The organism is Mycobacterium sp. SMC-18, from assembly GCF_045310895.1.
GTDB lineage: Bacteria > Actinomycetota > Actinomycetes > Mycobacteriales > Mycobacteriaceae > Mycobacterium.
The window spans coordinates 11,878-31,621 of the sequence record NZ_JBJIAL010000032.1 but is presented as its reverse complement, the minus strand read 5'-3'; the positions used below and the strand labels follow the sequence as shown (position 1 = coordinate 31,621).

Annotated in this window: 9 protein-coding genes and 2 pseudogenes; 5 read left to right on the top strand and 6 right to left on the bottom strand. The window is 68.5% G+C overall.

Annotation, left to right across the window (positions count from 1 at the left end):
* From ACJH6J_RS22465 to ACJH6J_RS22455, 3 genes are read right to left on the bottom strand one after another with little or no spacing between them, the layout of a single operon-like run.
* Complete coding sequence (locus ACJH6J_RS22465) at window positions 1-786, bottom strand: GntR family transcriptional regulator (RefSeq protein ID WP_212807384.1); 786 nt, start codon at window positions 784-786, stop codon at window positions 1-3.
* Between the two features lie 24 nt (window positions 787-810).
* The gene (gene fabG / locus ACJH6J_RS22460) at window positions 811-1,587 is read right to left on the bottom strand and encodes a 3-oxoacyl-ACP reductase FabG (RefSeq protein ID WP_212807383.1); all 777 of its coding nucleotides are present in this window, start codon (window positions 1,585-1,587) and stop codon (window positions 811-813) included.
* A 16-nt stretch (window positions 1,588-1,603) separates the two neighbouring features.
* Window positions 1,604-2,620 carry a phosphotransferase enzyme family protein gene (locus ACJH6J_RS22455; protein WP_212807382.1) on the bottom strand — a complete coding sequence of 339 codons (1,017 nt, stop codon included), beginning with the start codon at window positions 2,618-2,620 and terminating at the stop codon, window positions 1,604-1,606.
* A 343-nt stretch (window positions 2,621-2,963) separates the two neighbouring features.
* On the opposite strand from ACJH6J_RS22455, the gene ACJH6J_RS22450 reads away from it, so the two are divergent.
* The 5 genes and pseudogenes from ACJH6J_RS22450 to ACJH6J_RS22430 all read left to right on the top strand — a co-directional run bounded on the left by ACJH6J_RS22450 (window position 2,964) and on the right by ACJH6J_RS22430 (window position 9,546).
* On the top strand, window positions 2,964-4,544 hold the full coding sequence (locus tag ACJH6J_RS22450) for an APC family permease (protein WP_212807381.1): 1,581 nt from the start codon (window positions 2,964-2,966) through the stop codon (window positions 4,542-4,544).
* Between the two features lie 77 nt (window positions 4,545-4,621).
* Entirely contained in the window at window positions 4,622-5,947 is a 1,326-nt protein-coding gene (locus ACJH6J_RS22445) for an aspartate aminotransferase family protein (RefSeq protein WP_212807380.1), read from the top strand.
* Window positions 5,944-7,829, top strand: a pseudogene (locus ACJH6J_RS22440) (propionyl-CoA synthetase). The gene ACJH6J_RS22445 and the pseudogene ACJH6J_RS22440 overlap by 4 nt, the downstream one beginning before the upstream one ends.
* A gap of 30 nt (window positions 7,830-7,859) precedes the next feature.
* Window positions 7,860-8,600, top strand: a complete 741-nt coding sequence (locus ACJH6J_RS22435) for a GAP family protein (protein ID WP_406804542.1) — start codon at window positions 7,860-7,862, stop codon at window positions 8,598-8,600.
* Window positions 8,601-8,634: 34 nt separating this feature from the next.
* Window positions 8,635-9,546 (top strand): metal-dependent hydrolase, encoded by a 912-nt coding sequence (locus ACJH6J_RS22430; RefSeq protein WP_212807377.1) that lies wholly within the window; start codon window positions 8,635-8,637, stop codon window positions 9,544-9,546.
* Here the strand turns inward: ACJH6J_RS22430 and ACJH6J_RS22425 are convergent.
* The 3 genes and pseudogenes from ACJH6J_RS22425 to ACJH6J_RS22415 all read right to left on the bottom strand — a co-directional run bounded on the left by ACJH6J_RS22425 (window position 9,540) and on the right by ACJH6J_RS22415 (window position 19,304).
* Window positions 9,540-10,067, bottom strand: coding sequence for a hypothetical protein (locus tag ACJH6J_RS22425; RefSeq protein WP_406804541.1), 528 nt, complete (start codon window positions 10,065-10,067; stop codon window positions 9,540-9,542). The two genes, ACJH6J_RS22430 and ACJH6J_RS22425, sit on opposite strands and share 7 nt — an antisense overlap.
* Window positions 10,068-10,842: 775 nt before the next feature.
* Window positions 10,843-18,780, bottom strand: a pseudogene (locus ACJH6J_RS22420) (SDR family NAD(P)-dependent oxidoreductase); the annotation flags it as partial.
* Window positions 18,777-19,304: a chorismate pyruvate-lyase family protein gene (locus ACJH6J_RS22415; protein ID WP_212807375.1), complete on the bottom strand. Its 528-nt coding sequence runs from the start codon at window positions 19,302-19,304 to the stop codon at window positions 18,777-18,779. The pseudogene ACJH6J_RS22420 and the gene ACJH6J_RS22415, both read right to left, overlap by 4 nt.
* Between the last annotated feature and the right edge of the window lie 440 nt (window positions 19,305-19,744).

The following is a 19,744-nucleotide window of genomic DNA, read 5'->3' as shown; positions in this document are numbered from 1 at the left end:
TCAGGCCGTGACGGTGAGCTCGACGCGGCCGTCGGTGCCGAGGGTCTCGCGTTCGGCCAGTGCGGAGGTCTTGGCGACGAGCCGGACCCGGTCGGCGCGGAACAGATCCTCGGAGTATTCGAACGGCCGCCCGCCCGCATCCGAGGCGACACGCGTCATCGCCAGCAGGGGAGTGCGCGTCGGGATTTCGAGCCAGGACGCTTCACGGGGATTGGCGCTGACGACCTCGATGCTCTCGACCGAGGTGACCGGCCGCAGGTCGTAGCGGACGGCCAGGATGTCGTAGAGCGACCCGCCGAGAGGTTGCTCGAGCAGGTCCGGCACGAGGTCGGCGGGGAAGTGCGCGCAGTCGACCGACAGCGGGAAGCCGTCGGCGTAGCGCAGGCGCTGGATGACGACGAGTTCGGTGTCGGGCTCGATGCCCAGGCGTTGCGCCTCGATGGCCGTGGCGCCGCGCAGGGCCGTCGACAGCACCCGGCTGCGGGTCGTGGAATGACCGCCCTGCTTCAGCCGATTCGGCAGGCCCGACAGCTCGGCGACGTTGCGTTCCACGAGCACGGTCTTGATGAACGTGCCGCCCGCACGGCCGCTGCGCCGCTCCAGGATGCCGGCGCGGCTCAGCGGAACCAGGGCGCTGCGCAGCGTCGCCCGCGAGACGGAGAACTGCTCGGCCATCTCGCGTTCGGAACCGAGACGGTCACCGGGACGGAGCGTTCCGGCGTCGAGCATGCTGACGATGCGGCGCCGCACATCCTCGGCTACCGGGCCACCCTCGGACTCGTCCATGTCGTTCACCGTACCGACCTGGTGTCACCCGGCGACGGCGTCCAGGGATTCCGGCAGGATTTGCCCGCCGTCGACGACGATGGACTGGCCGGTGAGGTAGCGGGCCTCGTCGCTGGCGAGGAACGCGGCGACGTGGCCGATGTCTTCGGGAGTGCCCAGCGTCCCGGCGGGGATGGAGCGGGCCATGCCGGCGATGTAGTCCTCGCCCATCTCCTGCAGACCCTCGGTGAGGATGTTGCCGGGCAGGATGGCGTTGACGGTGATGCGCTTGGGCGCGAGTTCGATTGCCGCGGTGCGCATGAAGCCCAGCTGTGCGGCCTTGGATGCGCCGTAGTGCGACCAGCCGGGGAAGCCCGTCACCGGACCGGTGATCGACGAGGTGAGGATGACACGGCCGGCGCCGCTGCGGGTGAGCGCCTCGAGACAGGCCTGCACGCTGTAGACGGTGCCCTTGACGTTGACGTCGAGCACGGTGGCGAGATCGTCGGGTGTCATGGTGGCCAGCGGTGCCTCGGGGAAGATGCCGGCGTTGGCGCACAGCACGTCGATGCCGCCGAAGGCGTCGACGGCAGCCTCGGCCATCGCGTGGCAGGACCGGGGATCGGCCACGTCGACCGCGACCCCGATGATCTTGCCGGACCCGAGCCCGTCCAGGCCGGAGACGGCGGTGTCGAGGTCGTGCAGTGAGCGGGCCGCCACGGCGACATTGGCGCCCGCGGTGGCGAAGACCGCGGCGATGCCGTAGCCGATGCCCTTGGTGGCGCCGGTGACGATGACGTTCTTGTTGGTGAGATCGAACATGGTGCGCGGTGTCCTGTCAGTGGGAGAGAGTGGGAGCGGTCGCGGGCACATCAACCCGGAACCACGATGGGTCGGTTAGGTAGGACTGCGCCAATTGTGCTGTGCCGGAGGCGTATCGGTGCCCGAGGGTCTGTGCCGGTCCGGATTCGGGATGGCTGCCGATCCAGGCTGTGAGCATCAGGCGGCGCAGCATGACGAAGGTGGGGATCTCGGCGAGGTCGGCGGCGGGGATGTCGCGGACGGTGCGGTAGCCGGCGAGCCATTCGTCGATGATGCGGGCGGCGTCCGGGGTGTCCTCGACGAACGACACCACCGCACCCAGGTCGGCGAGGTACCACGACCAGCCGCAGTCGTCGAAGTCGATGACGGTGATCTTGCCCTTGTGCACCATCAGGTTCGACATCCGCAGGTCGGCGTGGACCAGCCCGAAGCGGTCGGGGCCCATGCCGTAGTCGGTGAGGCGTTCGATGACCTTGCGCTCGGCCTCCTCGATGACGGCGGCATCGCCGGCCGACAGGGCCGGCGCGTCCCGCCAGTCACCCCACCGGCCGGCGGCGCCGAGCATGGTGTCGAGGTCCCACCGGAAGCGTGTGAAAGCCTCCGGTCGCTGCCAGCGCTGGACGTGGTCGTGCAGCGTCGCCGTGATCGCGCCCAACTCGCTGAAGCTGATGTCCGAGGCGTCGTCCTCGGCGATGGTGCCTTCCACGAACGTGAACAGGTCGACGAGACAGCTCTGGTCGCCGATGCGGGCCTCCACCACCCGGCGTCCGTCGGGGGCGGGAATCACCTGCGGTGTCGTGATCGCGGAGTCGCGGCGCAGGCTCTCCATCCAGTCGAGTTCGGATTCGATGGCGGCCAGCGAGTGGTAGCCGGGCCGGTGCACGCGCAGGACCTGGCGTTCGGTCCCCGATTCCACCAGGAAGGTGCCGTTCTCCGAGTAGCTCAGCAGCGTCACGGTTGCCGAATCGAGCCCATAGTGCGGGAGCGCAGCGCGCGCGAAGCGTTCGTAGTCGGTGGCGGCCATGTCGCTCATTGTGGCTCTCCTGAACTGGCGGTGTGGGCACGGTCACTATTTGGTCTGGTCAGTTGTAGCGCACTTTGGCTCGAAAGTGAACCAAAACCGAAAATTGGTAACGACGGCTTTACGGGCCGGAAATATGGCGCGATTTTGGCAGGGCGCACAGGAAGTGTGCAGGTAGTTCGGGTATTGACCACGTCGGGGCGGTCTGGTACCAATAGCCCTGTGCCGATGGCGTGGGGGTCCATTGGTCCATCGGATTAGCTGAAGTGCCGCTCGACAGAGCAGACCAAATAAACCCAAAACCGGCCAGCGTGGCCCGGACCCATCTCCCATCAGATCGGATCGGTCAGCACCCATGAGTGAAATCGACGACCACCCACGAACCGCCCCGCTGACACCGGCACCGCCCGACAGCGGCCCCGGCGTGCAGCGCCTCAAACCCAACGCCGTCGGCTTGATCGGCGTGCTGTTCATGGCGGTGGCCACCGCCGCCCCGATCACCGCGATGGTCGGCAACGTCCCGATCGCCGTCGGGTCCGGTAACGGCGCCGCCGCTCCTGCCGGGTACCTCATCGCCACCATCGTGCTGGGCCTCTTCGCTGTCGGATATGCGGCGATGTCGAAGCACATCACCGCCACCGGTGCGTTCTACGGCTACATCTCGCACGGACTCGGGCGGGTGCTCGGTCTGTCGGCCGGTTTCCTGACGGTCCTGGCGTACGTGGTTTTCGAGGCGTCCCTGGTCGGCATTTTCTCGTTCTTCTCACGGGATCTGTTCGCCTCACTGTTCAACGTGCATCTGCCGTGGCTGCTGTTCGCCGTGGTGATGATCGTCGCCAATGCGGTACTCACCTACTTCGATGTCAACTTGGCCGCGAAAGTGCTTGGCGGACTGCTGATCACCGAGATTGTGATGTTGACGCTGATGGCGGGTTCGGTGGTCGTCAGCGGCGGTGGCCCGGAAGGCTGGTCGCTGTCATCTCTCAACCCGATCAACGGGCTGAAGGGGCTCGACGCCGTCGTCCCAAACGTCAGCGGCGCGGGCACCATGGCCGTGGCAGGCTCCGCCGGGATCGGCTTGTTCTTCGCCTTCTGGTCCTGGGTGGGATTCGAGTCCAGCGCCATGTACGGCGAAGAGTCCAAGAACCCCAAGAAGATCATCCCCGTTGCGATCATGTCGTCGGTGCTCGGCATCGGGGCGTTCTACATCGTGGTGTCGTGGCTGGCGATCGTGGGCACCGGACCCAGCAAATCCATTGCGCTGGCGCAGGATACGAACACCGCCGGGGAGATCTTCTTCACCCCGGTGCGTGAGCACCTCGGTGGCTGGGCCGTGACCATGTTCCAGATCCTGCTCACCACCGGCTCGTACGCGTGCGGCATGGCCTTCCACAACTGCGCTGCCCGCTACATCTACGCGCTCGGCCGGGAAGACATCCTCCCCGGAACCGCGAAAACCATTGGCCGTACCCACCACATCCACGGATCCCCGCACTTCGCGGGCTTCGTGCAGACGGCCATCACCCTGGTGATCGTGCTGTGGTTCGCGGTCTCCGGTCGCGATCCCTACAGCGGGCTCTACGGCCTTGCCGCGCTGCTGGGCACATCCGCCATTCTCATCGTGCAGGCGATGGCGGCGTTCTCGGTGGTCTCGTACTTCCATGTGCGCAAGCAACATCCGGAGACCACGCACTGGTTCCGCACCTTGGTCGCCCCCGGGCTCGGCGGCATCGGCATGCTGTACGTCATCTACCTGCTGATCAAGAACGCCTCGTTCGCGGCGGGTACGGCCAAGGACGACATCGTCTTCGATTCGATTCCCTGGGTCGTCGGTGGCACCGCGATCGCCGGAATCGTTGTCGCCCTGGTACTTCGGGCCCGGTCCCCGCAGCGCTACGACCGATTGGGGCGCGTCGTGCTCGACGAAGAACGTTGACGCCGTAGGCGTCATCCAGCATCCGCCGTCACCTCGTCACACCGCGCCGATCGCTTTCTACCGCAAGGACAACGAACATGGCTTTCTCCACAATCATGGACTCCAACAGCTACACCGGAGGGGAAGATCTCGACCCCACCACCGATGCCATGGTCGAGAAGCGGCGATCGACGCTGGGTCCGTCCTATCGGCTCTTCTACAACCGGCCCGTCCACCTGGTCAAAGGCTCGGGCGCCCATCTCTATGACGCCGACGGCAACAAGTACCTCGACGCCTACAACAACGTGGCCAGCGTCGGGCACTGCAACCCGCGGGTCATCGAGGCCGTCACCCGGCAGATGTCGGAGCTCAACACCCACACCCGGTACCTGCACGGCGGCATCCTCGACTACTCCGAGAAGCTGCTGGCCACGTTCCCGGCGGAGATCTCGTCGATCATGTACACCTGCACGGGATCCGAGGCCAACGACCTGGCCGTCCGGGTCGCCGAACAGTACAGCGGCGGCACCGGGGTCATCGTCACCGAGGAGGCGTACCACGGCAACAGTGCGCTGATCTCGGCGATGTCGCCGTCGCTGGGCGTCGGTGTGCCACTGGGCGCCAACGTGCGCACGGTGCCGGCGCCGGACTCGTACCGCATCGACCCGGCGGTGCTGGGCCAGTGGTTCGCCGACCAGGTCAGCGCCGCGATCGCCGATCTGGAGCGGCACGGCCACAAGTTCAGCGCGCTGCTGCTGGATTCGATCTTCTCCTCCGACGGCATCTACGTCGATCCATCGGTGCTGGCGCCCGCTGTCGAGGTCGTCCACCGCGCCGGCGGCGTGTTCATCGCCGACGAGGTGCAGCCGGGCTTCTCGCGGACCGGCGAGGCGATGTGGGGTTTCCAGCGGCACGGCGTGGTGCCCGACCTGGTGACGATGGGCAAGCCCATGGGCAACGGCATTCCTGTCGCGGCGATGGCCGCCCGCCCGGAGATTCTCGACGCCTTCGCACAGGAGACGCCCTACTTCAACACCTTTGGCGGCAACCCCGTCTCGATGGCCGCGGCGCAGGCCGTCCTCGACGTCATCCAGGGCGACGGGCTGGCCGCGCACGCCGTCGAGGTCGGTGACCAACTGCGCGCCGAACTGCGCGCGCTGGCGAAGGACTACCCGTTCGTCGGCGACGTCCGCGGCGCGGGCCTGTACACCGGCGTCGAGATCGTCGCCGACCCCGACAGCAAGGAACACGACCGCGGGCAGGCGCAGCGCATCGTCGACATGATGCGCGATAACCGCGTTCTGATCTCTGTGTGCGGCGGACATGGCAACATCCTCAAAGTGCGCCCACCTCTTGTCTTCTCGATGTCGGACCTGGACTGGTTCATGACGGTGTTCTCGGCTGTCGCCAAGGAACTCGCGTGAGCGCCTATCGCGAGGCGTTCGAGGCCGCAGCGGAGCGGCCCGACGACTTCTGGCTGACGGCCGCGCAGGCCATCGACTGGACCGTCGCGCCGACCCGCGCACTCGACGATTCCGCGGCGCCGCATTACCGCTGGTTCCCCGACGGTCAGCTCAACACCTGCTACAACGCCCTCGACCGGCACGTCGCGGCCGGTAACGGCGGCCGCACCGCACTGATCTACGACTCCGCGATGGTCGGCGTGCAGCAGTCCTTCACGTACGCCGAACTGCTCGACCGGGTGGCGCGCTTCGCCGGAGTGCTTGCCGCACAAGGCGTCACCAAGGGCGCCCGCGTCGTGGTCTACATGCCGATGATCCCCGAAGCGGTTGTCGCCATGCTGGCCTGCGCCCGCATCGGCGCCGTCCACTCGGTGGTGTGTTCGGTGGGTTCGCGGCGAACGAACTCGCGGCCCGCATCGACGACGCACAGCCGGTGGCGCTGCTGACCGCCTCCGGTGGGCTGGAACCGGGTCGCACCGTCGAATACCTGCCCGTCGTCGCCAAGGCGCTGACGCTGACCAGCGCCGCGCCGGCCACGGTGATCGTCAAGAACCGCGGCGAGATCGCGGGGGAGGCCGCCGACTATCCGGGCTACCTCGATTGGGACACGTTGGCCGCAGGTGCCGAGCCCGCCGCTCCGGTGCCGGTGGCCGCCACCGACCCGCTCTACATCCTGTACACCTCCGGCACGACCGGGCGGCCCAAGGGCGTCGTCCGCGACAACGGGGGGCACGCCGTCGCGCTGGCCTGGTCGATGAAGAACGTCTACGACATCGGTGCCGGCCAGGTGATGTGGACGGCCTCGGACATCGGGTGGGTCGTCGGCAGCTCGTACATCGTGTACGGGCCGCTGATCGCCGGCGCCACCACCGTGCTCTACGAAGGCAAGCCCGTCGGCACTCCCGACGCGGGCGCGTTCTGGCGGGTCATCGAGCAACATCGCGTGGCGGCGCTGTTCACCGCGCCGACCGCGCTGCGTGCCATCCGCAAAGCCGACCCTGACGCGTCATTGCTTGCGGGCCATGATATTTCGACGCTGCACACGCTCTTCGTCGCCGGGGAGCGGCTGGACCCCGACACCTATGAATGGGCCTCGGAGAAGTTGCACTGCCCCGTCGTCGACCACTGGTGGCAGACCGAAACCGGCTGGGCGATCTGCGCGAACCTGCGCGGGCTCGAACCCATGCCCATCAAAGCCGGCTCCCCGACCGTGCCGGTACCCGGCTACCGCGTCAGCATCGTCGACGCGTCGGGCAATCCGGTCGCGCCCGGCGTCGAGGGCAACATCGTCATCAAGCTGCCACTGCCGCCCGGCACGCTGGCCGGGCTGTGGCAGAACGACAAGGGCTACGTGCAGTCGTACCTGTCGGCGTTCCCCGGCTACTACCTCACCGGTGACTTCGGCTACGTCGACGACGACGGTTACCTCACCGTGCTGGGCCGCACCGACGACGTGATCAACGTTGCGGGGCACCGGCTTTCGACCGGGAGCATCGAAGCCGTCATCGCCGGCCACCGGGCCGTCGCCGAGTGCGCCGTCATCGGCGTCCACGACGACCTCAAGGGGCAGCGGCCCAGCGGCTACGTCGTGCTCAAGGCCGGGGCGGACATCGACGGCGGGGTGCTGCAACAGGAACTCGCGGCGATGGTGCGGGACCAGATCGGCGCCGTCGCCACCTTCCGTGACGTCACCGTCGTGGGCGCGCTGCCCAAGACCCGCTCGGGCAAGATCCTGCGAAAGACCATGCGGCAGATCGCCGAAGGCACCGACTACGTCGTCCCGTCCACCATCGAGGACAGCTCGGTGATCGACGCGCTCATCCCGGTGCTGCGCCCCAGCTAGCACTCCGCCGCGCCCGGTAAGTTGGCGGCAATGTGGGGTTCTGTGGCGGTGCTGGCACTGCCGATCGCGTTCGATCCGGTGCGCCTCGGCGTCAACCTGTTGCTGATCTCCCGGCCGCGCCCGGCGCAGAACCTGCTGGTGTACTGGGTCGGCTGCGTGGCCGCGAGCGTCATGCTGCTGTTGCTTCCGCTGCTGGCGCTGCACTTCACCGACCTGGCGTGGGTGCACGACCTGGCCAACCCGCGCACCACCGCGAGCGCGACGATGCGGCACCTCCAGGTGGCCGTCGGCGTGCTGCTGCTCGTCATCGCGGCAGTGACGGCGGTGCGGATGGTGACGCGCCGGCGCACCCCGGACGACGACGTCTCACCCATCTCGAAGTTGCTGCACCGGGACCCCGACGCGCCGCCGCGCGGCGGCCTGCTGGGGCGCGCGCAACGCGCCTGGGAGAGCGGGGCGCTGTGGATCGCGGCGGTGATCGGCTTCTGGGCCGGCCCGAACCCGTCGCTGGTGCTGTTCGCGCTGACGACGATCCTGGCGTCGGGCGCCGCCATCGGCACACAGATCGCCGTCGCGCTGGTGTTCATCGTCGTGAGCCTCGCCGTCGTCGAGGTGGTGCTGCTCTGCAATGTCATCGCACCGGCGAAAACCCAAGCGGCACTGCGGAAAGTGCACGACTGGGTCGGCGGCTACCGGCAACAGATCGTGGTGGCGATCGTGACGCTCGTCGGCCTGGCGTTCATCGCGCAGGGTGCGGGGTTGTTGGCGTAGGGTTAAAGCCGCTCCAACTGGGAAAAGAGTGGGGATGGCTGATCACGAGGTCCACCACGACGGATATCCGACCCACCGCCGAAAGGTCCGCTTCGACTGGTCGGACACGCCGCTGCACTGGGTTCCCGGCGATCCGTTTTCCACCCACATGCTGAACGTGCTGCACCTGATGCTGCCGGCCGGTGAGCGCTGGTTCATCCAGGTCGTCAACGAGGCCGAACCGCTCGTCGACGACCCGCAGATGAAAGCCGCGATCAAGCCGTTCGTGCAGCAGGAGGGCTGGCATGCCCAGGCGCACCAGATGGTGCTGCAACATCTGCTGGAACAGGGCATCGACACCACGCCGTTCACCGGCACGATGTCCACCGAACTGCCGGCGGTGGGTGACAAGGCCGCTGCCAAACAGTCACGACTGCCGCGGGTGGTGCAGCGGTGGGCGCTGTACCAGCGCCTGGCGGTGGCCGCGGCCCTCGAACCCTTCAACGCGGCGCTGGGCCAGTGGACGATCCAGAACCGCGGCCTCGACTACGCCGGCGCCGACCCGACCATGCTGGATCTGCTGCGCTGGCACGGGGCAGAGGAGATCGAACACCGCGCGCTGGTGTTCGACATCTACCAGCATCTGTGTGGCAACTACCTCATGCGGGCGGTGACGATGCTGCTCACCGCGCCCGGGTTCCTGCTCACGTGGTACCGGGGTATGCGGTACCTCATGAACGCCGACCCGACCATCTCCGCCAAGCCACGGTTCCGCGACTGGCTGCGCGCCTCGCGGGAGTACCGGGTGCCCGGTCCCTGGCTGCTCATGGTGACGGTGCCGTTCCGCTACATCCGGCCCGGCTATCACCCCAACGCGGAGGCGTCGACACAGATGGCGCTGGACTACCTGGAGTACTCGCCAGTGGCCCGTGCTGCCCGGGAACAGGCCGCGGCAGGCGGTCAGTAGTCGATCTGCGCACCCAGATCGAATTCGGCAAGGACTCGTGACACCGTGTCGCGCAACGCTTCCCGGGTATCGAGCCGGCCCGGGAGATAGGCGGAGATTCTGATCGACATCTTCCCGCCGGCGCGCCCCGACGACAGGAACATCTGGCCGCCCATCGCCTCGAGCAGGCCCTTCGTGATGTCGGGCTCGACCGATCGCATGGACAGGTAGTCAGCCTCGGTGCCGTCGGGCCGGCTCACCGCCGCCGGCACGTCACCGACGTTGGAGCACGTGACGGGCAGGACGGCGCCGCCTGCTGCCATCGCACCGAACTTCCGGACCGCCCACTTCGGCGTGACCGCCGCCAGGGCCGTCGGCGCCAGGGCCTCGTCGTCAGGGTTCTCGATGGTCTCGAGGGTGGCGCGCGTGATCTTGGCGCGGATGTCGGCGAGGTCCTTCGCCGCGTGTGTGGGGTCGACCACGACGTCGGCGCTCGTCAGCGCATTGGCGCGGGTATCACCCTCGGTGCGACGCGACAGCACGAAGCGCAGCGTGACCGTCCCGTCCTCCTGAACGCGTCCGGTCGCCACCGCGAGCCGGCACGCGATGCCGGCGACGAGCGAGTTGCTGCCGCCGCCAAGGCTTTTCGCGCGCGCATCCCATGCGCTCAGATCGATCTGCGCGGTGAGGCCGGGGACGTCGACCTTCTGGTCGCTGCCGGCTCTGCTCGGGGGTGCCGGCTTGGCCGGCGGCGCTGATTCGCTCCCTCCGGGCCACGGCGGCCACGCCGTGCGCCATGTCGGGCAGGTCCTTGACCGTCTGCCGCAGATCCTCGCGCAGCGCGCGACCGCGAGGCCGTGACCGCGCCGACAGATAACCCAGGTCGTGCGTCCGGCCCTCGACGGCGTCGGCGACCGCCTGCCCGAAGGCGATGGCATCGACGATCAGATGCGACGCCACGAGGCTGATCGCGGTGGCGCCGCCCTCGAGCGGCAGCACCCCGAGGTGCCATCCGGGCCCCCGCTCGGGATCGAGCGGCAGCCTTGCGCGTTCGTCGGACCATGCGCTCACCTCGGCGCGCGGCCGTGGTGTGGCGGCGAAGTCGATGTCCGGCGCGGCCGGAGACCGGACCCAGCGATCGCGGGCGAACGGTACTGACGCCCGCTCGATCAGGCGGCCCAGCAGTCCATGACCGAGGTTGTGGTGAAACCGCCGCAACGCGGCGACGTCGACGGCCCGGTCATAGATCCAGGTCATCTGCAGGACCGTGCCATGGCTTGCGCGCAGCGCGAGGAACGCGGCCTGGTCCAGGTAGGCCAGCCGGTCGTCCACGGGCCGAGCGGAGGGCGCGTCGACATGCGTCACTGCCGCGGGGGCGTCGGTGGCGGTGAGCGAACCGGCGAGGTGGGCCGCCAGCGCACTGGCGCTGGGGTGGTCGAAGATCAGGGTCGGCGGCAGGGCCAGGCCCGTCACAGTCTTGAGGCGGTTGCGTAGTTCGACGGCGGTGAGGGAGTCGAAGCCCAGCTCCTCGAAAGCGGCCTCGCGGTCGAGATCGTCGGGCGTGGGGTGGCCGAGCACCGCCGCCGCCTGCGCGCACACCATGTCGGTCAGCAGCGTGCGCTGTTCGTCGCGCGTCAACCCGTCGAGGCGGTGGGCCAGCGCTGACTTCGAGGCGGTGGCATCGCCGGAATCGTGGGCCGGCCGCCGCCGCGGACTGCGGACCAGCCCGCTGAACAACACCGGCAGATTTCCGTTGCGGGCCTTGGTGTTCAGTGCGGCCCGGTCGAGGCGGGCGGCGACGGTCACGGGGTGATCGTGCGTCAGCGCGTCGTCGAACAGTTGCAGCGCCTGCGCGGGTGTCATCGGCGCCAGCCCACTGCTGCTGATCCGGGCCAGATCGCGGTCGCTCAGGTGGGCCGTCATCCCACCGGACTGTTCCCACATTCCCCACACGAGGGACGTCCCGGGCAATCCCAGGGCTCGCCGATGGGCGGCAAAGCCGTCCAGGAACGCGTTCGCCGCTGCGTAATTGCCCTGTCCCGGTGCGCCCACCGTGGCGGCGATCGACGAACACAACACGAACATCGCCAGATTCAGATCACGGGTGGCTTCGTGCAGGTTCCAGACCGCGTCCACCTTGGCCCGCAGCACCGGGCCCAGCCGGTCCGGCGTCAGGGAGGCGATCACGGCATCGTCGAGGACGCCCGCGGCATGGATCACTCCGCGCAGTGGCGGGGAGCACCGCGCGACCAGCGCTCGCACCGCGTCCGGATCGGTGACATCGCAGGCCACCAATTCCACGTGGGCGCCGGCACTTTCCAATTCGGCGGCCAGCGCGGTGGCGCCCTCGGCGCGGTCCCCACGCCGGCTGGCCAGCACCAGGTGCCGGACGCCGTAGGCACTGACCAGATGGCGGGCCAGATGCGCGCCGACCATTCCGGTGGCGCCGGTGATCAACACCGTGCCGTCGGCGAGCCGGCCGGCCAGCGCCGTCGGCATCGTCAGCACCACCTTGCCGACATGGCGCGCCTGACTGATGAACCGGTAGGCCTCCGGGGCGCAGCGGACATCCCAGGGCGTGACGGGCAGGGGCCGCAGCCGCTCCGTTTCGAAGAGCTTCGTCAACTCGCACAGCATCGCCTGCATCCGTTGCGGTTCGGCCTCGGAAAGATCGAATGCCTGGTACCGGACACCGGGATACTGCGCGGCGACCGCCTCGGCGTCGCGGATGTCGGTCTTGCCCATCTCGATGAAGCGCCCACCGCGGCCCAGCAACCGGAGCGACGCGTCCACGAATTCCCCGGCCAGCGAGTCGAGCACGATGTCGACGCCGCGGCCCCCGGTGACCGCCAGGAACTTGTCCTCGAAGTCGAGGGTGCGCGAATCGCCGATGTGGTCATCGGCAAAACCCATGGCGCGCAAGGTGTTCCACTTGCCTGGACTGGCGGTGACGAAGACGTCCGCACCGAGGTGGCGGGCCAGCTGCACCGCCGCCATGCCCACCCCGCCGGTGCCGGCGTGCACGAGTACCGATTCCCCGGCAGCGATGCCGGCCAGATCCACCAATCCGTACAGGGCCGTCAGGAACGCCACCGAGACCCCGGCGGCCTGCTCGAGCGACCAGCCCTCCGGCACCGTGGTGAGCAACTGCTCATCGACCACGGCCACCGGGCCGGTGCCGGCCATCAGGCCCATCACCGCATCACCGACCGCAATGCCCGAGACGCCCGGGCCGGTCTCCACCACCACGCCGGCGCCCTCGGCGCCCAGCACGGGGGCCTGCCCGGGATACATGCCCAACGCCGCCATGACGTCGCGGAAGTTGACCCCGACCGCCGCCACCGCCACCCGCACCTGGCCGGCCGGCAACGCTGCTTCCACCTCGGGGCAGGCCCGGATGGCGAGGTTCTCCAGTGTTCCGTCACCGCCGACGGCCAACCGCCACGCACCTTCCGGTGGCACCAAAAGCGCTGGGGCCGAGGCCAACCGGGCGGCGTGCACCTTGCCGGACCGCACCACGAGTTGCGGCTCGCCGGCGGCGACGAGCTTTGTCGGGTCGACCGTGCCGTCGGTGTCGAGAAGCATGATGCGGCCCGGGTTTTCGGCCTGCGCCGAGCGCACCAGACCCCACACCGCCGCGGCAGCCAGATCGCCGACGTCCTCGCCGGCCAGTCCCACCGCGCCGCGGGTCGACACCACCAAGGTGCCGGCTCGCTCGTCGGCCAGCCAATCCTGCAACACCTCGAGGGCGGCGCGCGTGCCGGCATGCACCGCGCCCACCACGTCGTCGTCGGCGGATGTGTACTCCCACACGACCACTCGGTCACGATCCGCCGGTTCGGGCTTGTGGCTCAACGATATCGGTGTCCAGAGCACTTCCAGTGGTCCGTCGGGGGCGGGCAGTTGCCCGGCGCCGATCGGGCGGGTGGTCAGGGCGCGCACCGTGAGCACCGGCGACCCGGCGTGGTCGGCCACGTCCACCGACAGTTCGTCGTCGCCCAGCACGGTGATGCGGGCCCGTACCCGCCCGGCGCCGCCGGCATGCAGCGTCACACCGCGCCAGCAGAACGGCAACATCGTCTGGGTGGTGTCGCTGGCCAGCCCGGCCGCGTGCAGCACCGCATCCAGCACCGCCGGATGGATACCCATCGTGTCGGTCGCACCCGCGTCTTCGGGTGCGGCAACCTCGGCGAAAAGCTCAGGGCCGCAGCGCCAGAGCGCGATCAGGCCCTGGAACGCCGGCCCGTACTCGTAGCCGCGCTCGCCGAGCCGCGCATAGCCACCGGACAGGTCGACGCTCGCCGCACCGGGCGGCGGCCACGCCGTCAGGTCTCCTGCGCGCTCCGAAGCGTGGGCCGTCAGCGTGCCCTCGGCGTGCAGCGACCACTCCGCGTCGGACTCATCGCGACGTGCGTACACCGAGACCGCCCGGCTGCCCGACTCCGCGGCAGCGCTCACCACGACCTGCAGTTGGGTCGCGGCGTCCTCGTCCAGGACCAGGGGCGCGGCCAGCACCAACTCTTCGACGGTTCCGCAGCCCACCTCGTCGCCGGCCCGCAGGGCCAGCTCCACAAACCCGGTCCCGGGGAAAAGCACCGCGCCGCCGATCAGGTGATCGGCCAACCATGGCTGATCCGCCAAGGACACGCGCCCGGTCAAGACCACCCCACCGGAATCAGGCCGCTCGACCACCGCGCTCAGCAACGGATGGTGGGCGGCATTCAGCCCCAGTGCCGCGGTGCCCGCGGATCCGGTGGAGGTCGGCATCGTCCAGAAGCGACGCCGCTGAAACGCATACGTGGGCAACTCGACCCGGTGTCCGTGCGCGGACACCGCCGGCCACGCCACGGGCAAGCCGGTGGTGAACAACCGGGCGGCGCCGTGCAGGAGTGCCGCCACCTCCGGCCGGCCCTTGCCGAGCAGCGACACCGTGACGGGTTCGGCCGGTGACACCGACCGTTCGACGGCGGCCGTCAACCCGCTGCCCGGACCGACCTCGATGAAATGCGTCGCGCCGCTTGTCTGCAGGTTCCGGATGCTGTCGGCGAAACGCACGGGCCGCCGGATGTGGTCCACCCAATATGGTGCCGAGCCGAAACCGGCTGCGGCATCAACTGATTGGGCCGTCACATTCGAGATCAGCGGAATCTGCGGCCGGCGCGGTTCGACTTCTGCTGCGAGCCGCACGAACTCGTCGAGCATCGGCTCCATCAACGGCGAGTGGAAGGCATGCGAGACCGCGAGCGGGTGCACCCGGTGGCCCAGCGCGGCCAGCCGCTCGGCGGTCTCGGTGACGGCGCCCTGCGGACCTGAGAGGACCACCGACTCAGGCGCATTGATCGCCGCGATCACCGCACCGTCGGCCAGCAGTGGCGTCACCACGTCTACTGCGGCGCTCACGGCCGTCATCGCGCCACCGGCTGGGAGGGCCTGCATCAGGCGTCCCCGGGCGGCGACCAACAATGCGGCGTCCGGCAGCGTGAGCACCCCCGCGACGTACGCCGCCGAGAACTCACCGACCGAATGTCCCAGCACGAAGTCGGGCGTGACGCCCCAGCTCCGCAGCACCGCGAACAACGACACTTCCACCGCGAACAGCGCCGGCTGCGCGAATTCGGTGCTGTCGAGCAGGCCGCTGTCGGAGCCCCAGAGCACTTCGCGCAGCGGCAGCCGCAGATGACGGTCCAGCTCGGCGGCCACTTCATCAAACACCGTGGCGTACAACGGCAATTGGTCATACAGCTGCCGGCCCATCCCGAGGCTCTGTGAGCCCTGCCCGGGAAACACGACCACCGACTTGCCGACCGCGCCGGCACGGCCTGCCACGACTGCCGCATGCGGTTTCCCGGCGGCCAACGCAGTCAGTCCCGAGGCGAGTGCCTCACGATCCGCGCCCAGCACCACCGCGCGGTGCTCGAACACCGAACGTCGGGCCAGCGAGTACCCCACGTCGACAGGCTGGAGTTCCGGATGGGCGCGCAGATGTGCCGACAAGCGCTCGGCTTGCGCGCTCAGCGCCTCGGCTGATTTGGCCGAGATGACCCACGGGAGTGCGCCGCTCGGGTTCTCCGCCCCGTGACTTTCCGGTTCAGGCTGCGGACCCTGCTCCAGGATCACGTGCGCGTTGGTGCCGCTGATGCCGAACGACGACACACCGGCCCGGCGCGGGCGGCCATCGAGTGGCCAGGGCCGGGCCTCGGTCAGCACGGACACCGCTCCGCGGTCCCAATCCACGCGCGGGGAGGGGACATCCACGTGCAGCGTCGCCGGCATCACGCCATGGCGCATGGCCTGCACCATCTTGATCACCCCGGCGACGCCGGCGGCGGCCTGGGTATGACCCATGTTCGATTTGATCGAGCCCACCCACAACGGCCGCTCCGCCGGGCGGTCCTGCCCGTAGGCGGCCAGAAGCGCCTGCGCCTCAATGGGATCCCCCAACGTGGTGCCGGTCCCGTGCCCCTCCACGACATCCACGTCGGCGGCGGTCAACCCCGCGCTGGCCAGGGCCGCCCGGATCACCCGCTGCTGCGACGGCCCGTTGGGTGCGGTCAGCCCATTGGAGGCGCCATCCTGGTTCACGGCACTGCCGCGCACCACCGCCAGCACGGGATGTCCCAACCGCTGGGCATCCGACAACCGCTCCAGCGCCAGCACGCCGGCGCCTTCGCCCCACGCCGTCCCGTCCGCGGCGCCGGCGAAAGCCTTGCACCGGCCATCCGGAGCGAGCCCGCGCTGTCTGCTGAACCCGATGAAGGTCTCCGGCGACGTCATCACCGTCACGCCACCGGCCAACGCCAGGTCGCATTCGCCCGACCGCAGGGACTGCGCGGCCCAGTGCAGCGACACCAACGACGAGGAGCACGCGGTGTCCACCGACACCGCGGGCCCCTGCAGCCCCAAGACGTACGACACCCGGCCCGAGGCCACACTGAGTGCCGAGCCGGTCAGCCCGTAGCCTTCCAGCCTGTCGGTTCCCGCGGCGCCGTAGCGTTGCGCGAAGACCCCGGTGAACACCCCGGTGGCGGAGCCGTGCAATGACGTCGGATCAATTCCGGCCTGCTCCAAGGCTTCCCACGAGCATTCGAGGAGCAGCCGCTGTTGCGGATCCATCGCCCGCGCCTCACTGGGGCCGATTCCGAAGAAGCCGGCGTCGAAGCCGGCCACGTCCGCGAGGAAGCCACCCCAGCGGGTGTAGGTCTTGCCCGCCGCATCGGGGTCGGGGTCGAACAAGCTTTTCACATCCCACCCCCGGTCGGTGGGGAACTCCGACACCACATCCCGCGCGTTCGCCACCAATTCCCACAGGCCCTGGGGCGTGTCCACCCCGCCGGGGAAGCGGCAGCCCATACCCACGATGGCGATCGGTTCGTCGGCCCCGGTTGCCGGGGCAGACGCGACGGGGCTTGCGCCGGCGGACAATTGAGCTTCCACATACCGGGCCAGTTGCCCGATCGAGCCGTAATCCCAGCCGACGGTGTCCGAAAGCTGAAGTCCGGTAACGGCTGCCAGCCGGTTGCGAAGTTCGACCGTCATCTTCGAATCGAAGCCGAGTTCGGAGAAGGCGAGATCCCGGTTCAGTGCTTGCGCGTCCGTCAGGCCCAGCATTTTCGCGACCTCGGCGCACACGGTATCGGCCACCAGCCGGTGCTGTTCCTGCCGCAGGGCGGCGACCCGGTCACTGAGCGTCACGTGATTCGGTGGGCGTTCGGGAGCGGGCGGCGGTGTATCCGAGGGTGTTTCGGCGGCCGGGTAATCCCAGATCGGCGGCGCCGGGCTCTCGGCGCGCAGCGCGGGGCGGACCAGCTTGCCGGTCGGCGTGCGGGGGAGCTGCTCGACCACGGCGAATCTGTGTGGTACCTGGACGGCAGACAGCTGAGAAACCAAGCGCTGGTGCAGGTCTCGGAAGACCGATTCGTCGACGACGGCATTTTCGGCGGGGACGAGGAACGCCTGCAGTGCCGAGACACCGGGTGACTCTTTCACCCCGACAACGGCCGCGTGCGCGATTCTGCCGTCCTGGGTGATGAGGCGCTCGATGTCCCGTGGATTGACGTTGACGCCACCGATGATCTCGGTGTCGTCCGCGCGGTAGCAGTACGTCACCCAGCCGTCGGCGTCGACCGACACCCGGTCCCGCGTATCGTGCCAGTCGCCATCCCGTACGAGAGTGCCGGCCGGACGATTCCAGTACCCCGGCGATATCGACGGCCCGCGGGCCCAGAGGTTCCCCACTGTGCCGGGAGGCGCCACCGCGCCCTCCGGCGTGACGACGCGGATCTCGTAGGGCGGGAGAACTTTTCCGATGGTGCCAGGACGCCAGTCCGCGATGGTGTTCGAGACGAACGTCTGCCCCACCTCGGTCGAGCCGATCCCGTCGAGTATCGGGATACCGCCGAAGAACTCCGTCATCCGCTCGGCGAGCCGCACGTCGAGAGCTTCGCCGGCTGATACCAGGCAGCGCAGCGAACGGAATGATGCGGGGGAGCAGGCTTCGACGATGCGCGCGAAAAACGTCGGCACGCCGTAGAGCACCGATGCGCCGAATGTGGTGCTCAGGTCGGCTGTCGCTTCGGGGGTGACCGGCCGTTTGACGATGACCGCGGAACTGCCTGTCGCAAGCGGGAACCAGACCGCGTTGCCGAGCCCGTACGCGAAGTACATTGGCGCACTGCACAACCCGACATCGGGTGCGGTGAGGCGCAGTGCTCGGTCACACATCGCCTCGACGTAGGCCCACACGTCGGAGTGCCGGTGGATGGCGGCCTTCGGTGCACCCGTCGTACCGGAGGTGTAGGTGGCGTAGGCGGGAGCGTCGCCGCTCAGCGGCTCGTAGCCGGCCGGGCCGGCATGGGCCGCTTCGGAAACCAGCTCCGCGGCGTCGGCGACGGCCGACTCACCAAACCGGTCGAGGAGCGCGCCGGATGTGATGACAAGGCCTGGCTCCGTGTCGTTTTCGGCGAAACGGTGGTCCCGGCGATTGAGCTCGGGGTTGGCGAGGAAGGCCACGATGCCGCGGCCGAGGCAGGCCAGCAGCAACTGTACGAGTTCGGGAGAATCCGGAAGGCACAACAGGACGCGGTCTCCGGCGGAGAGTCCACGGCGCTGTAGCACCGTCCCCAAACGTGCTGCGCCGTCGTGGATTTGCCCGTGGGTCACGACCTGCGGGCCATGGTAGGCGGGCCTGTCCCGCCATCCTGCCTGCGATGCACGTTCGGCCAGCAGCGCTGCCAGATTTCCGCTCGGCAGCGTCATGATGCGGTTGCCTCGAAATCGAGGAAGTACTCGGTGATGACGATGACGGGCCGGCCGTCGAGGATGATGCGGTACCGGCGGCTGACGGTCCTCGATTGCGCGTCCCGATCCGTCGCGGCGGCAAGCCAGTCGGGTGATTCCGCCACCCAGATGTCGGCCGGCTCCTTGAATGTTTCGAGGCGGCTGGCGGCCATGATCTCGCCGATGGGCGCAGTTGTGCTCGTCAGGTCTGCCGCGATGGTCGGGGGCAGCAGGTCGATGGCGATGAGGGATTCGGCGCCGACGAATCGCCGGCCCGAGGTCCGGCCGTTGAGCAGGACACGGCGTTGCAGAACCCGGCCCGACAGGTGGTCCCACTGGTCGAGTTCGTGCGGATGAATCTGCTGCTCGACGACCTGGACCACGATCTCCTCGCCGCTGACGACACCGAGAATCCGCGTGAGGGTGCCGTTTGTCGCGATGAGTATCCGTAGGTCCCGATTGAGCTGGTGGATTTCTTCGCCCGCCAGAAAGCACTCGGACATATGGCCGTTCCTAATCGAAGACGCCAATACTCAACGTGCTGCAGGCTCGCGAGACGCTGCGAACCGTGCGGTTCATGATCCCCCACGACCGAGTGCGGTGCATGGCGAACTGACGAGAAATGAACTGGGTACGCGGCTTTCCACGAGCCGGAAAGGTTTGCCTAACCAAATAGGCAACCCATGGCGCGAGTGTGGTGTATTGCGTGAAATATGCACTACAGCAATGTCTTTCACGCTACCTCGGCGTGCTCCTGTGCTGTCGAACTGTCGCAGTGGAGGCAGATGACCGTGTCGAAGGTGAAGTCGCCACACTGGGGGCAGAAGAAGTCGAACATGAGCACACCTCTCGAGCTGGGCAGTGGTGGCTCGTATCTACCCGGTTGTCGAATGGTGAAACCGCGCACGTGCGCGTTGACAGTCAGTTCACAGCAACGGGCTCA